12 protein-coding genes are annotated in these 15,051 nt (G+C 75.3%); 9 read left to right on the top strand and 3 right to left on the bottom strand.

The window, feature by feature from the left end:
* Positions 1-4: 4 nt before the first annotated feature.
* The 7 genes from ACF059_RS12095 to ACF059_RS12065 are packed head-to-tail and all read left to right on the top strand — an operon-like array spanning position 5 to position 8,453.
* The gene (locus tag ACF059_RS12095) at positions 5-871 is read left to right on the top strand and encodes an alpha/beta fold hydrolase (protein WP_392054973.1); all 867 of its coding nucleotides are present in this window, start codon (positions 5-7) and stop codon (positions 869-871) included.
* Positions 868-2,037 carry a glycosyltransferase gene (locus ACF059_RS12090; RefSeq protein ID WP_392054970.1) on the top strand — a complete coding sequence of 390 codons (1,170 nt, stop codon included), beginning with the start codon at positions 868-870 and terminating at the stop codon, positions 2,035-2,037. Before ACF059_RS12095 ends, ACF059_RS12090 begins: the two co-directional genes overlap by 4 nt.
* Positions 2,034-3,917: a class I SAM-dependent methyltransferase gene (locus ACF059_RS12085; protein WP_392054967.1), complete on the top strand. Its 1,884-nt coding sequence runs from the start codon at positions 2,034-2,036 to the stop codon at positions 3,915-3,917. Before ACF059_RS12090 ends, ACF059_RS12085 begins: the two co-directional genes overlap by 4 nt.
* Positions 3,914-4,891, top strand: a complete 978-nt coding sequence (locus tag ACF059_RS12080) for a galactokinase (RefSeq protein WP_392054964.1) — start codon at positions 3,914-3,916, stop codon at positions 4,889-4,891. The genes ACF059_RS12085 and ACF059_RS12080 overlap by 4 nt, the downstream gene beginning before the upstream one ends.
* Before the next feature lie 38 nt (positions 4,892-4,929).
* Positions 4,930-6,237, top strand: a complete 1,308-nt coding sequence (locus ACF059_RS12075; RefSeq protein ID WP_392054962.1) for an alkaline phosphatase family protein — start codon at positions 4,930-4,932, stop codon at positions 6,235-6,237.
* 11 nt (positions 6,238-6,248) lie between these two features.
* On the top strand, positions 6,249-7,520 hold the full coding sequence (locus ACF059_RS12070; RefSeq protein ID WP_392054959.1) for an MFS transporter: 1,272 nt from the start codon (positions 6,249-6,251) through the stop codon (positions 7,518-7,520).
* Positions 7,521-7,529: 9 nt separating this feature from the next.
* Positions 7,530-8,453, top strand: coding sequence for an SDR family oxidoreductase (locus ACF059_RS12065; RefSeq protein ID WP_366868812.1), 924 nt, complete (start codon positions 7,530-7,532; stop codon positions 8,451-8,453).
* Here ACF059_RS12065 and ACF059_RS12060 read toward each other — a convergent pair.
* From ACF059_RS12060 to ACF059_RS12050, 3 genes are all read right to left on the bottom strand, one after another.
* Positions 8,444-9,523: an enoyl-CoA hydratase/isomerase family protein gene (locus ACF059_RS12060; RefSeq protein WP_392054956.1), complete on the bottom strand. Its 1,080-nt coding sequence runs from the start codon at positions 9,521-9,523 to the stop codon at positions 8,444-8,446. The two genes, ACF059_RS12065 and ACF059_RS12060, sit on opposite strands and share 10 nt — an antisense overlap.
* Before the next feature lie 54 nt (positions 9,524-9,577).
* Positions 9,578-10,837: a serine/threonine-protein kinase gene (locus tag ACF059_RS12055; RefSeq protein ID WP_392054953.1), complete on the bottom strand. Its 1,260-nt coding sequence runs from the start codon at positions 10,835-10,837 to the stop codon at positions 9,578-9,580.
* Between the two features lie 88 nt (positions 10,838-10,925).
* Positions 10,926-11,705 (bottom strand): helix-turn-helix transcriptional regulator, encoded by a 780-nt coding sequence (locus tag ACF059_RS12050; protein ID WP_361952766.1) that lies wholly within the window; start codon positions 11,703-11,705, stop codon positions 10,926-10,928.
* Between the two features lie 66 nt (positions 11,706-11,771).
* On the opposite strand from ACF059_RS12050, the gene ACF059_RS12045 reads away from it, so the two are divergent.
* Together ACF059_RS12045 and ACF059_RS12040 are read left to right on the top strand one after the other, a co-directional pair.
* Positions 11,772-12,965, top strand: a complete 1,194-nt coding sequence (locus ACF059_RS12045) for an MFS transporter (RefSeq protein WP_392054950.1) — start codon at positions 11,772-11,774, stop codon at positions 12,963-12,965.
* A 112-nt stretch (positions 12,966-13,077) separates the two neighbouring features.
* Entirely contained in the window at positions 13,078-15,006 is a 1,929-nt protein-coding gene (locus ACF059_RS12040) for an NAD-binding lipoprotein (RefSeq protein ID WP_392054947.1), read from the top strand.
* Positions 15,007-15,051: the final 45 nt, after the last annotated feature.

Here is a 15,051-nt window from a genome sequence, read left to right as displayed (position 1 = left end):
CGCCATGGCCTTCGTGCGCGCCTCCTCCCTGCGCTTCCACGTCCAGCGGCTCCCGGCCACCGCCGGCGCCGACGCCCCCGACCGGCCCGTGGTCGTCTTCCTGCACGGTCTGGTCGTCGACAACCTGTCCTCCTTCTACTGCCCCCTGGCCGTCCCGGTGGCCCGGGCCGGGCACGAGGCCGTCCTCTACGACCTGCGCGGCCACGGCCGCAGCGAGCGTCCGGCCACCGGCTACGACAGCCGCAGCGCCGTACGGGACCTCCTCTCCCTGCTCGGCGCGCTGGGCCTCGGGCAGCGCCCGGTCCACCTGGTCGGCAACAGCTACGGCGGGACCCTCGCCCTGCACGCCGCCCTGGCCCGGCCCGACCTCGTCACCGGGCTCACGCTCCTCGAACCCCCGCTCGGCGGAGCCTGGGTGGAGAACATGCTCGACACCCTGTCGGCCGCCGCGCTGAGCCTGGAGGACAGTCCGGTACCCGCCGAGCTGCTCACCCTGCGCCTGCGCAAGGCCGCCCACCTCACCTCGATCGCCGACGACCTCCTCAACCGCACCTCGCTCATCGACGACATCGCCGGGAGCCGCACCTTCACCCCGGCCGACTATGCGCGGCTGCGCTGCCCGGCGCTGATCATCTGCGGCGAACACTCCGAACTGGTCCCCGGCGCCCGGGAGCTGGCCCACCACGCCCCGCACGGCGAGCTGCGGATCCTGCCGGGGCTGGGGCACGACGTCCTGAAGGAGAGCAGCGGGGCCCTGCGGGAGGCCGTACTCGCCCATCTCGACCGGGCGGCCGGGGCGGCGGCGCGGCCGCGGGCGGGCGCTCCGCCGCGCAGGGGAGCCCCGGCGCGGAAGGGAGCGCTGGTCCCATGAGGGTGCTGTTCACCGTGCCGCCGCTGGCGGGGCACGTCAATCCGACCGTGGCTGTCGGGGCCGAACTGGCCGCCCGGGGCCACGAGGTCGCCTGGACGGGACCGGCCGCGCCCCTGGCGGGACTGCTGCCCGCGCGGGCTCGGATCCTGCCGGCCGGCGAGGAGGTGGGCCGCCAGGGCTATCCGGCGCTGCACGCACGCTGGCGGGATCTGCGCGGGGTCGGCGCCCTGCGGTTCCTGTGGGAGGAGGCGCTGGTGCCGCTGGCCCGGGCCATGGTGCCGGGGGTGACCCGGGCCGTGCGCGCCTTCACGCCGGACGTGGTGGTCGCCGACCAGCAGGCCCTGGCCGGACCGCTGGTGGCCCGGCGGCTCGGCGTCCCGTGGGTGACCTCCGCCAGCACCTCGGCCGAACTCACCCGGCCCTTCGCCGACTTCCCGAAGGTCGGGGAGTGGGTGGCGGGGCAGATCTCCGGCCTGCTCGCGCAGTACGGGGCGGCCGGGGACACGGACTGGGACCCGCGGTTCTCCGAACGGCTGGTGCTGGTCTTCTCCACCCCCGAACTGGTGGGCACGGCCGGGGATCCGCCGCCGCACCACGCCTACGTCGGCCCGGCCTTCGGGGCCCGGCCGGACCAGCCCGGATTCCCCTGGCAGCGCCTCGACCCGGCGCGGCGGCGGGTGTTGGTGTCCCTGGGCACCCTCAACCAGGAGGCCGGCGGCCGGTTCTACCGCGCGGTGCTGGGCGCCGCCGAACGGCTGGCCCAGGACGTCCAGTTGGTGCTGGCGGCTCCCTCCGCGCTGGTCGGGCCCGTGCCGGGGCACGTCCTGCTCCAGGAGCGGGTCCCGCAGCTCGACCTCCTGCCGCACCTGGACGCGGTGGTCTGCCACGGCGGGCACAACACCGTCTGCGAGGCCCTCGCGTACGGGCTGCCGCTCGTCGTCGCCCCGATCCGGGACGACCAGCCGATCGTGGCCCAGCAGGTGACGCGGGCCGGGGCCGGGGTCCGGGTCCGGTTCGCGAGGACGGGGGCCGAGGAACTGCGTGACGCGCTCACGGCCGTGCTGGACGACCCCGGCCCGCGCCGGGCCGCCCGGCGGATCCAGGCCTCCTTCGCCGCGGCGGGCGGGGCCGCCGCCGCGGCCGACCGGTTGGAGAAACTCTCATGACGCCACCCCCGCTCTCCCGGGTCCGCTGGACCTCCGCGGTGGTCCTGGCCGCGCTCGGCGCGGGCACCGTACGCGCCGGACGCCGGCTGCGGGCGATCCTCGTGCTTCCGGTGAGCCCGGCCGCCACGACGGCCGGGGTGCCGCGCGCCGCCGGGTGGCGGCTGCTCACCGCCCGAGGCGTCGAACCCGACGCGGCCACCTTCCTCGCCGCCTGCGCGCACGCCGAACGGGAGGGCCTGCGGGTCCTGGACCTGATCCCCGCGGACCTGGCCACCGAGCGGGCCCTGGGCCTGCTGCGCCTGGTCGACCCGGCCCGCTACCGGCAGGACCGGCTCGGCGAGGGGCGCGGGGCCGGCTTCGCCGTGCTCGTCACCGAGGAGGTGCTGGCACGGGCCGGGGTGGCCGCGGGCGGCCCCCGGCCCGCTCCGGCCGAACTGCTGGCGCTGACCCGCCGTTTGAAGGAGTACGCCGCCGACGCGACGGGCCTGGCCATCGCCCCCGGCCTGAGCTGTGGAGGGCCCGAGGGGCTTTCGGGACCGGCCCGGGCCGCCGAGCTGCGGGCCCAGGGACTGCCCCCGGGAGCGCTGGCCGCGGCGCAGCTCGGCGGGCTCGCACTGCTGGCGGGGGTCGCCGTACGCCAGGGCCGGTGGGGCGCGGCGGCGGCCGGGCTGTACTGGCTCCAGCCGTACCTGGCCCTCGGCGGGCCGGGGTCCCCGCTGCGCCCCGCCGATCTGGCCCGGGCCACCGCCGCCCGGCCGGCGCGCTCCCTCGGCGCCGCCCTGCGTACGGCAGCGGCCGCCGGGCGGGCTCCGGCCGACGGGGACGCCGCAGCGGAGGCCGCCGAAGACGCCGCGCGGGCCGCCGCCTACCGCGAGGAACTGGCCGCGGGGACCCAGCGGTTCCTGGAGCCCCGCCGTCCGGACTGCCCCTGGTGCGGCTCCGGCCGCCTCACCGTCCGGGTCCGCGTGCCCGACCTCCTCCAGGGCAAGCCCGGCCGGTTCACCCTGGAGCAGTGCGAGGCCTGCGGGCACGTCTTCCAGAACCCTCGACTCAGCCCGGCGGGGCTGGAGTTCTACTACCGCGACTTCTACGACGGGCGCGGCGGCGAGGGCGCGGGCACGGTCTTCGGCCGGCTCGGCGCCGCCTACCGGGGGCGCGCCGAGATGCTCCTCCCGTACGGCGACCCGGCGTCCTGGCTCGACGTGGGCACCGGGCACGGCCACTTCTGCAACGCGGCGCGGGCCGTCTGGCCCCGCACCCGCTTCGACGGGCTCGACATGGGCGACGGGGTCCGGGAGGCCGAGCGCCGCGGCTGGGTGGAGACCGGATACCAGGGCCAGTTCCCCGAGTTCGCCTCCAAGCTGGCGGGCCAGTACGAGGTGGTCTCCATGTACCACTATCTGGAGCACACCCGGGATCCGCTGGCCGAGCTCGACGCGGCGACGGCCGTGCTCGCCCCCGGCGGGTACCTGACCATCGAGCTGCCCGATCCGGAGTCGCGGATGGCGCGGCTCCTCGGCCCGGCGTGGCTGCCCTGGTTCCAGCCCCAGCACCAGCACCTGGTGCCGGCCGCGAACCTGCGGGAGGCGCTGGCCGACCGGGGGTTCACCGTCCTCGCCGAGGAACACGGCCCCGCCCACCAGGGCAACGACTTCTTCGGCGCGGTGGCCCTCACGGCGACGCGGCTGGCCCCGGACCCGGACCGGCCGTGGGGTCCCCCGGCGACGCCCGGCGCCCGGGCCCGCGCCGGCGCCGTACGGCTGGCCGCGCTGCCGGCCTTCGCGGGCGCGGCGGTGCTCGACGCGCTGCGCACGGTGGCGGCCCGGCGCACGGACGGCGGGAACGCCTACCGGATGCTGGCCCGCAAGGACGCCCGGTGACGGCCCCGCCCGTCACCGGCCCGGGCGCGGCGCGACCGGCCGGCCCGGCGGGAGGCGGCCCGGCGGTGGGCGGCCTGGCGCGACGGGCCACCGCCGATCCGCTGTTCCGGCTCGTCGCCTACGCGCTGGAGGCCGCGCACGGGCGGCCCCCGGCGGCCGTGTGGAGCGCCCCGTACGCCTTCCACCTGGGTTCCCCCGGGCTGGTAGCGGCGGCGGGCTGGCCCACGGCCGTCGCCGCGGCCCCGCGCACCGACGGGCTGGTGCGGCTCAGTTCGCTGGCCCACCCCGCGGACAGCTGCGATCTGCCGCTGACGCCGTCCGGCCCGCCGCCCGACGCGCCCGACTGGGCCGTGCGGCCGTACGCCGTGCTGCGGGCCCTGGCCCGGGCCGGGTACGGCCGGGGCGGGACGGACCTGCACGTGCAGGGCTCGCTCACGCGGGCCGCGGGGCTCGCCACGGCGGAACCCGCCGAGTGCGCGCTCGCCCTGGCCGTCGCAGACGTCCACCGGGGGCCGGGCGGGCGGCGGCCTGACCGTGCGGGGCCGGACCGCGCCCTGCTGGCCCGGCTGCTGGCCGAGGCGCTGCCCGACGGGGACGACGGGCTGCGCCGGGCGGTGTTCTTCGCCCGGCCCGGCAGGGCCCTGCTGCTGGGCGCCGGGCCCCGGCGGCGGCGACGGTACGTCACCTTCGACCCGGCCGCCGGTGGAGCGCGGCTGGTCCTGGTGGCCGTGCGCGGCGAGGCCGCCGACCGGCCCGGGGAGCTGGAGCGCGCCCTGGACGGGGCCCGGCGGGCCGGGGCGCAGTGCGCGTGGTCTCCGGGGCCGCAGGCCGGGCGCAGTGCGCTGGTGCTGCTGCCCGGGGCACGACTGACGGCGGTGCGGGCCGCGGTCGCGGAGGACTTCCGCGGCCGGGGGCGGCCCGTACCGCGCTTCCTGAACATCGCCGTGGCCGGTGCGGCGCGTCGCGAGGAATGACACCGGGCCGCAGGACCCACACCAAGGAGGAACCACCCATGCCCATCCCCTCACCCAGGGCCGAGCTCAGACGCCGGGGCCGCTGGTCGGCGCTCGTGGCCGGACTCGGCGCGATCGGCCTGCTGGCCGCCTTCACCGTGGCCAACTCGCAGGCGGCGGACGGAAGTACCGCCGCCGCGAGGGCCGGGGACGCGTCCGCCACCGCGGCCGCGCTGCCGGCCTACGACCACGTCGTGGTCGTCGTGTACGAGAACAAGCAGTACGGGGAGATCATCGGCAGCGCGAACGCCCCGTACATCAACCAGCTGGCGACCGGCGGCGCGAGCCTGACCGGCATGAAGGCGCTGACCCACCCCAGCCAGCCGAACTACTTCAACCTCTTCTCCGGCGCGACGCAGGGCATCACCGGCGACGGCTGCTACACGCCGCAGTCGATGACGGCTCCGAACCTCGGCCAGGAGCTGATCGCGGCGGGCAGGACCTTCGCGACGTACAACGAGGACCTGCCGAGCGAGGGGTCCACGGCCTGCACGAACGGCCAGTACGCGCAGAAGCACAACCCCTGGTTCGCCTTCAAGAACGTGCCGCTGAACACGGGGAAGACCTGGACGCAGTTCCCGCAGAACGATTTCGCGGCCCTGCCGGACCTGTCCTTCGTCGTCCCCAACCAGTGCAACGACATGCACTCGTGCTCGGTCGGCACCGGGGACACCTGGACGAAGAACAACATCGACGCCTACGCCCAGTGGGCCAAGGCCAACAACAGTCTGCTGGTGCTCACGTGGGACGAGGACAACTACCTCGGCTCGAACCAGATCGCCACCGTCTTCTACGGCGCGAAGGTCAAGAAGGGCACGTACGCGACGGCCTTCAACCACCACCACCTCCTGCGGACCTTCGAGGACCTCTTCGCTACGGCGACGCACGCGGGCAACGCGGCCAACGTCCAGCCGATCAGCGAGGTGTTCGACACCTCGACGGACCCCACGCCCACGCCCACACCGACCCCCACCTCCACCCCGACCCCGACCCCGACCCCGACGCCCACCCCGACACCCACGCCGACCCCCACCCCGACCACCGGTGACCTGAAGCTCGCCAACCCCGGCCCGCAGGCGTGCAAGTTCAACCAGTCCTGCACGATCCAGCTCACGGCCACCGGCGGCAGGCCCGCCTACCGCTACGCGGCCACCGGCCTGCCCTGGGGCCTGACCGTCGACGCCGGCACCGGACGGATCTCCGGCAAGCCGTGGGGCGCCGGCACCTTCCAGATCACCGCGACCGCCACCGACTCCTCGGGCACGACGGTGACCGCCGCGTTCCCGCTCACCGTCAACTGGTTCTGAGGGAGACGTCCGTGTACCTGTCGACCAGCCGCGCCGCGGACATCGCCGGGGACACCCCGGCTCCGAAGGGCCCCCTGCGGGCCGTCCCCGGAACGGTGTTCGCGCTCGGGCTGGTCAGCCTGGTCACGGACGTGTCCGCGGAGATGGTCACCGCCGTCCTGCCGCTGTACCTGATGGCCGGACTCGGTATGACCCCGCTCGCGTTCGGCGCCCTGGACGGTCTTCACCAGGGCGCCACCGCGCTGCTGCGGATCGCCGGCGGCCGGATCGCGGACCGCACCCGCCGCCGCAAGCTCGTCGCGGGCGCCGGCTACGCGCTCTCCGCCGCCTGCAAGGCGGCCCTGCTCGCCGCGACCACCCCCTGGTCGGTGGCGGCGGTGCTCGCCGCCGACCGGACCGGCAAGGGCCTGCGCACCGCCCCGCGCGATGCGCTGATCTCGCTGTCCTGTCCGCCGCGGCTACAGGGCCGCGCCTTCGGGGTGCACCGCGCGCTCGACACGGCGGGCGCCCTGCTGGGACCGCTGGCCGCGTTCGGGGTGCTGTGGGTGGCGGTGGACGGGTACGAGGCCGTGTTCACCGTGAGCTGCTGCATCGCCGTCCTGGGAGTCGTGCTGCTCGCGCTCTTCGTACGGGAGGCACCCGCCGGGGCACCTGGCGCGGCGCCGGCCGCCGCGCGGGCGCCGCTGCCGCCCCTCGTCACGCTCCTGCGGCTCCCGGGCCTGCGGCGGCTGTGCCTGACCGCCGCGGTGCTCGGCCTGTTCACCGTCGGCGACGCCTTCCTCTACCTGCTGCTCCAGCGCCGGCTCGACCTGCCGGCGGGGTACTTTCCGCTGCTGCCCGTCGGCACGGCCGCCGTGTTCCTGCTGGCCGCGGTGCCCGTCGGCCGGCTCGCCGACCGGCTGGGCCGGCGCCGGGTCTTCCTCGGCGGGCACGTCCTGCTCCTCGGCGGCTGCCTGCTGCTCCTGGCCCCGGTGCCGGCCGGGGCGGCGCTGGTCGTCGCCGTACTCGCACTGCTCGGCCTGTTCTACGCGGCCACCGACGGGGTGCTGATGGCCGCGGCCGGGCCCCTGCTCCCGGCCGAGCTGCGCACCACCGGGCTCGCGGTGCTGCAGACGGCGCAGGCGCTGGCCCGCTTCGGGGGGTCCCTGCTCTTCGGGGCGGCCTGGACCCTGTGGGGGCCGGGCACCGCGCTGGGCCTCGCCTCGGGCGGGCTGCTGCTGTCCCTGGCGGCGGTCGCCGTGTCCGGCGGGATGAGGGGCCCTCGTGCGGGCGGGGCGTCGTAGGGTCGGGGCATGCCGGAAACACAGCGGACTCTCGAAGGCAAGGTGGCCCTCGTGGCCGGGGCGACGCGCGGTGCGGGCCGCGGCATCGCGGTCCAACTGGGCGCGCAGGGCGCGACCGTGTACGTGTCGGGGCGCAGCACCCGGGGCCGACGCTCGGAGTACGACCGGCCCGAGACGATCGAGGAGACCGCGGAGCTGGTCACCGCGGCGGGCGGCCGGGGGATCGCCGTGGTCGCCGACCACCTGGTGCCGGGCGAGGTGGAGTCGCTGGTGCGGCGGATCGACACCGAACAGGGTCGCCTGGACGTCCTGGTCAACGACATCTGGGGTGGTGAGCTGCTCTTCGAGTGGGAGAGCACGGTCTGGGAGCACGACCTGGACAAGGGCCTGCGGCTGATGCGGCTGGCCGTGGAGACGCACGCCATCACCAGCCATTTCGCGGCGCCGCTGCTGCTGCGCGAGCCGGGCGGGCTGGTGGTGGAGATGACGGACGGCACCGCCGAGTACAACGCCGACCGCTACCGGGTCTCCTTCTTCTACGACATCGCCAAGTCCTCCGTGCTGCGGATGGCCTTCGCACTCGGGCACGAACTGGGGCCGCGCGGGGCCACGGCGGTGGCGCTGACCCCGGGGTGGCTGCGCTCGGAGATGATGCTCGACACCTTCGGTGTGACGGAGGCGAACTGGCGCGACGCCCTGGCCGAGGTTCCGCACTTCGCGATCTCCGAGACCCCGGCGTACGTGGGCCGGGCGGTCGCGGCGCTCGCCGCGGACCCGGACGTGGCGCGCTGGAACGGCCGGTCCCTCTCCAGCGGGCAGCTCGCGCGGGTCTACGGCTTCACGGACCTGGACGGCAGCCGGCCGGACGCCTGGCGGTACATGGTCGAGGTCCAGGACCCGGACCTGCCGGCCGACACCACCGGCTACCGCTGAGCCTGCGGCAGGCGCAGTTCGCGGTCCTCGCCGAGCGGGGCGAAGAACCGCTCCACGTCGGCGCCGGTCACCTCGGCCAGGGTCGGCGGGGTCCAGTGCGGGTCGCGGTCCTTGTCGACGACCTGGGCACGGATGCCCTCCACGAGGTCGGGCGAGCTCAGCGCGTTGCAGGAGACCCGGTACTCCTGGGCCAGGGCGTCCTCCAGCGTGCCGAGCGCCGCGGCTCGCCGCACGGCGGCGAGGGTGACCTTGAGCGCGGTCGGGGACTTGGCCAGGATGGTCTCGGCGGCCTCCTTGGCCGCGGGCTCGCCGTGGTCGAGCAGCCGGTCCACGATCTCCTCGACGGTGTGCGCCGCGTAGCAGTGGTCGATCCAGGGCCGCCGGTCGGAGAGGTGACCGGGCTCGGGCGTGGCGGCGTACCGCGCCACGACCTCGTGGACGGGAGCCGTGGCGAGTTCGGCGGTCAGCTCCGGGAGCAGACGGGCCGGTACGAAGTGGTCGGCGAGCCCGCACAGCAGCGCGTCGGCGGCGCCGACCGCGGTGCCGGTGAGGGCGAGGTGGGTGCCGAGCAGGCCGGGCGCGCGGGCGAGCAGCCAGGTACCGCCGACGTCGGGGACGAAGCCGATGCCGGTCTCGGGCATGGCGACGCGGGAGCGCTCGGTGACGATGCGGACGCTGCCGTGGGCCGAGAGGCCGACGCCGCCGCCCATGACGATGCCGTCCATGAGGGCGGCGTACGGCTTGGGGTAGCGGGCGATCCGGGCGTTGAGCCGGTACTCGTCGCGCCAGAAGTCCGCCGAGGCGGTGTTCCCGGCCTTGGCGTCGTCGTGGATGGCCCGGATGTCACCGCCCGCGCACAGGCCGCGCTCGCCGGCTCCCCGGATCAGGACCTGGTGGACGGCGGGGTCCGCCGCCCAGGCGGCGAGGGCCTCGTCGATCCGCAGCACCATGGGGTGCGTGAGCGCGTTGAGGGCCTTGGGGCGGTTGAGGGTGACCACCCTGGTCCGGCCCTCGATGTGGAACAGGACGGTGTGCGCGGCGGTGTCGTCTTCGGCATTCACAGCGATCATTATGGCCGCGGCGTCCCGCGGTCTCGCCGTGCCGTGGTGGCGGGGGCGGGGGCGTCAGCGGATCAGGTACCGCAGGACCGCCGTCGACAGGTCGTGGTGCCACTGCTGAGCGCGGGAGCTCCGGCGGGCGTTGACCTCGCCCTCGAAGGTCGAGCCGTCGTGCAGCGTGACGGTGACGTGCAGCCGGGACCTGGGGACGATGTGATGGGTGACATCGGCGATCTGCGACCAGGGCAACTCGGTCTCCGTGCCTTCCCGGTCGAGGTCCTCGTCGGTCTCGATCCGGTCCAGTGGCAGCCCCTGACCGTGGAGTGTCAGGAGTACCCCGTCGGCATCGACCACGAGGCTGGAGTACGTGTCCGCCGCGATGAACGCCTCGTCCTGCGGGACGGGCACCTGTCCGGAGCCCCGGTCCGCCGCCGCCTGGGAGGCGGTGGGCACGTACGGGGGCGTGGGTACGTGTGGGGGCGCGAGTCGGTACGACGTCGCCTCCTCTGGCAACTCCGCGAACCTGTCGAGCAGTTGGGACGGCTCCGGCCGGTCATCGGGCTGCTTCGCCAGGCAGGACGCCACCAAGGGCCGCAGCGCGGGCGGGACGGCGCTCACATCGGGTGCCTCGTGCACGGTGCGGTACATCAGCCCCATCGGTGTTCCCCCGCCGAATGCGCTGCCGCCCGCCGCGGCGACCAGGACCGCGCCCAGCGCGAACACGTCGGCCGCGCCCGTGACGTCGGCGCCCATCGCCTGCTCGGGTGCGAGGAACCCCGGCGTTCCGATGGCGTGGCCCGTCGCCGTCAGACGCGTGGACTCCACCGCCCGCGCGATCCCGAAGTCGAGGACACGGGGTCCGTCCTCAGCCATGATGATGTTGCCGGGCTTCACGTCCCGGTGGACCAGGCCACAGGCGTGGATCGACGCCAGAGCCTCGGCGAGTGCTGCACCCAGCGCCCCTAACTCCTCTGCTTTCATGGGGCCTTGAGACCGGATGCGTTCAGCGAGGGTCGGTCCCGGCACATACGCGGTGGCCAGCCAGGGAGGGTCCGCGTCCGGGTCCGCGTCGACGACGGGCGCCGTGTGGAAGCCGCCGACGGCCCGCGCCGCGGTCACCTCCGCACGGAACCGGGCACGGAAGTGGACATCGGCGGCGAGCTCGGGCCGCGCGACCTTGACCGCGACCGCGCGTCCCCCGCGCGAGCGGGCCAGGTACACGGTCCCCATACCGCCCTCGCCGAGCCGGCGCTCGATCACGTAGGGACCGATGCGCTCCCCGGGGCCCGGCTGCCCCTCGGCTCCCTGCCGCCCCGTCGCGCTCACCGGATCCCCCGATCCTGTTCGGCTGCCCCCTGGACGGGGATCATCTCACCTTCCCGGCTTGCAGGACGCGGTGACCCCGAGCGGCGCGCTACGGCCGCCCGTAGGCTCCGGGTGTCTGGCCGAAGGCCCTGCGGAAGACGTCGATGAACGCGCTCGCGGACGACCAGCCGCAGCGGTGCGCGACGGCGGTCACCGCGGCGCCCTCGGCCAGCAGGCGCAGCGCCCGGTGCAGCCGCAGCTGGGTGCGCCACTGCGGGAAGGTCATGCCGAGCTCGGCGCGGAACAGCCGGCTCAGCGTCCGCTCGCCGGCCCCGGCCCCCGAAGCCGCGGCGAGCGCCGCCAGGCCCCTCGGGTCGGCCGGATCGGCGTGCAGCAGCGCGCAGACCGCGGCGAGGCGGGGGTCGGCCGGTGCCGGCAGGTGCAGGGGCTGGAGCGGTGAGACCCGCAACTGGTCGAGGAGCACGCCGAGCAGCCTGCGCCGCTCGGGGCTGTCGTCCTGGGGTGCCCGCGTGTAGGCGAGGATCAGCTCGCGCAGCAGCGGGCCGACGGCGATGACGGCCGGGGCGTTCAGGGACAGCGGGTTGAGCCGGGTCGGCAGTCCCACGGAGTGCAGGTCGGCGCGGCCGAAGCCGCGGTGCGCGTGCACCGTGCCGGCCGGGATCCACAGGGCCCGTGTCGCGGGGGCCACCCAGGTGCCCGCGTCGGTGGTGATGGAGAGCACCCCGGAGCCGGCGTAGGCGATCTGGTGGTCGTCGTGGTGGTGCGGATCGATCCCGACGTCGGTGTCCAGCTCGTGGATGCTGGTCGCGGCCCGCGGGGTGTGACGGACGCCCTCGCGGGGGTGATCGGGCTGGCGGATTATCTGCATCACTCGGCAATTTATCGGAAGCGGCACTCCGGCGCCGCGGGTGATCCTCGATCGGTGAAACCAGTCATGCGAACCACCCGGCTGCGGCGCCGCACCGCCGCCTTCTCCGCCGGCCACTCCTGTGTGGACGTCTACCAGGGCGCCGTCGCCGCGCTCGTGCCCTTCCTCGTGGCGGAGCGCGCGTACGGGTACGCCGCCGCCTCCGGCATCGTGCTCGCCGCCTCGCTGCTCTCCTCCGTGGTCCAGCCGCTCTTCGGGATGCTGACCGACCGGCACCCGATGCCCTGGCTGATACCGCTGGCCACGGCCGCCGCCGGGACCGGTATCGCGCTTGTCGGCCTGGACGCCGGCTACGCGGCGACGGTGGCGGCCGTGGCCCTGTCCGGGCTGGGCGTCGCGGCCTACCACCCGGCGGCCGCCCGGATGGTCCGCGCCACGGCGGACGGGGGCGGGCACACCGCGATGAGCTGGTTCGCCCTGGGCGGCAACGTCGGCTTCGCCTGCGCTCCCCTGCTGGTCGCCGGAGCACTGGCGGTCCCCGGACCGGCCGGCTGGTGGCTCCTGGCCCTGCCCGCCGCCCTCGGCGTGCTGCTGAGCCGGCCGCCCGCCCGGACGGGAGCGGCCGCCGCCCGCGCGGACCAGCCGCAAGGACCGCCCCCGGGCGCCCCGGAGGAGAACCGGCCGGCCTTCCTGCGGCTGTCCCTGATCGTGATCGTCCGGTCCGTCGTCTTCACCGGCCTCAGTACCTTCGTCGCCCTGTACGCGGGCGAGCGCGGCGGCGGTGGGGCAGCGGGCGCCGTGGCCCTGTTCGCGCTCTTCGCGGGCAGCGCCGGGGGCACCCTGCTCGGCGGCCGGCTGGCCGGGCGCTGGGGGCGGACCACCACCGTCCGCCGGGCCTACGCGGCCGCCGTGCCCGCCGTGGCCGGGATCCTCTTCCTGCCGCTCCCCCTGGTGTACCTCTGTGCGGCGCTCGCCGCGGTCGCGCTGTACGTGCCCTTCTCCCTCCAGGTCACCCTGAGCCAGGACTACCTCCCCACCCGCATCGGCACGGCCAGCGGGGTCACCCTGGGCCTCACCGTCAGCGTCGGCGGTCTGGCGAGCCCGCTCATCGGCGCCGTCGCGGACGCCGCCTCGCTGCGCACCGCGCTGCTCCCCCTGGCCGTCCTGCCCGTGCTCGCCTGGGCGCTGGCCCGGCGCCTGCCGGAACCCGCGGCGCAGCCCGCACCGCGGACCGCGGCCGCGGCGAAGCCGGCCGCCTGAGCCCGCCGCCCGAGTCCGCCGTCTGGAGACCGCCCGGATTGTTTTGCGGCCGTCACCCGTAACCGATCGGAGCCGGGAGGGGTTAACAAGCGGTCGCTCTGAGGGGGTTCCGATGGTGCAGCAGGACACGAGGCCCCTCCGGCCACGCCTCCGGTACCGGTTCGACAACCTGGTGGCCGGGGGAACCACCGCGCTCATCGGCTGGTTCGCGCTGGCCTGCCTGGCCGTCGTGGTCCCGGCGAGCACGGTCCTCGTCTGGGCCGACCGGTCCTCCCCGGCGACCCTCGCGGGCCGGCTCACCGCGGTGTGGGTGAGCGTCGGCCAGACGCTCAAGATCGGGGGCGCGGTCGGCTCCCCCCTCTACGTGCTCGCCTCGGTAACGCTCGCCCTGGTCGCCCTGCTGTTCGTGTCCACGCTGGTCAGCCTGATCACCACCGGCATCAACGAGCGCGTCCTGCAGCTGCGTCGCGGTCACTCCACCGTCCTGGAGGCCGGGCACACGGTCGTCCTGGGATGGTCCTACCAGGTCTTCGCCGTGGTCGGGGAACTGGTGGCGGCCAACGCCAACCAGCGCCGGTCCGCCATCGCCGTCCTGGCGCCCAAGGACAAGGTCGAGATGGAGGAGGAGATCGCGACTAGTGTCCCCGACACCGGCAGGACGAGGATCATCTGCCGCAACGGGACGACCACCGACCCGGTCGTCCTGGCCAGGGTGAGTCCGCAGACCGCGAAGGCCGTGCTCGTCCTGCCGCCCGACGGGGAGGAGGGCGACGCCCACGTGGTGAAGACGCTGCTCGCCCTCGGCGCGGCACTCCCCCGACCCGGTGACGCGGTGGTGGTCGCCGCCGTCCGTGACACCCGCAACCACGTCACCGCCCGGCTGGCCGCGGGGCCCGGCGGGCACGTCCTGTGCGTGGACGACATCGTCGCCCGGCTCCTCGTCCAGACCGCCCTGCAGCCCGGACTGTCCCTGGTGTACCAGGAGTTGCTGGACTTCGCCGGCGACGAGTTCTACACCGCCGACGTCGGCGGCCTCGCGGGGCGCACCTTCGGCGAAGCCCTGCTGTCGTTCACCACCTCCTCGGTGGTCGGCCTGCTGCGCCTTGACGGCACCGTCGCGCTCAACCCGGACCCCGGCACGACGATCGACCCGACCGAGCGGATCCTCCTGATCTCGCAGGACGACGACACGGCCGTCCAGGCGGACGCGGCGTCCTGTGTCGACGAGGAGGCGATCGTCACCGCCCTGCCCAGGGCCCCGCTCGCCCAGCGCCTGCTCCTGCTCGGCTGGAACCGCCGCGCCCCGCTGATGGTGCAGCAGCTCGACGAGTACGTGGGCCCCGGCACCACCCTGGACGTCGTCGCCCGCGGCGACGACACGACCCTGTACGGCGCCCGCGGGCTGGCGGCCGCCCGCACCCGGCTCAAAGTGACCTTCCGCAGCGGGGACATCACCGATCCCGCGGTGCTGGACAAGCTGGACGTGCCCTCGTACGACAGCGTGATCGTCGTCGGGGAGACGGACCGGACGCCCACGGTCTCCCCCACCGCGGCGCCGGACGCGTCCACCGGCTCCGGGACGGACGACAGGACGCTGGTCACGCTGCTGCACCTGCGGGCCATCGGGGAGGCCGTACACCGGGAGCTGGCGCTCACCACCGAGATGGCCGACGACGCCAACCGGCTGCTCGCGCCCGTACGGGAGGGCGCCGACTTCATCGTCAGCGGCCGGCTGATCAGCCTCCTCATGACCCAGATCTCGGAGAGCCGCCATCTGGCGTGCGTCTTCGAGGAGTTGTTCAGGGCCGAGGGCAACGAACTGTATTTGAGGCCCGTGACGGACTACGTACGGACCGATCGCGAGGTCACCTTCGCCACGCTCGTGGAGTCGGCCCGGCGCCGCCGGGAGTGCGCGGTCGGCTACCGGCTGCGCGCGCAGGCCGCCACCGGCCCCGCCTACGGCGTACGGATCAACCCCGACAAGCGGCAGCGGCTCCGCTTCACCGACGGGGACTGGCTGATCGTGCTGGCCGAGAGCTGAGCCGGGCCGGGCCGGCCGTTCCCCCGCGGGTCACGGCCGGCGGCG

Source organism: Streptomyces sp. NPDC016562, from assembly GCF_043076955.1.
GTDB lineage: Bacteria > Actinomycetota > Actinomycetes > Streptomycetales > Streptomycetaceae > Streptomyces.
Note: the sequence above shows the minus strand (reverse complement) of the source record. Positions and strands in the feature narration are given on the sequence as shown.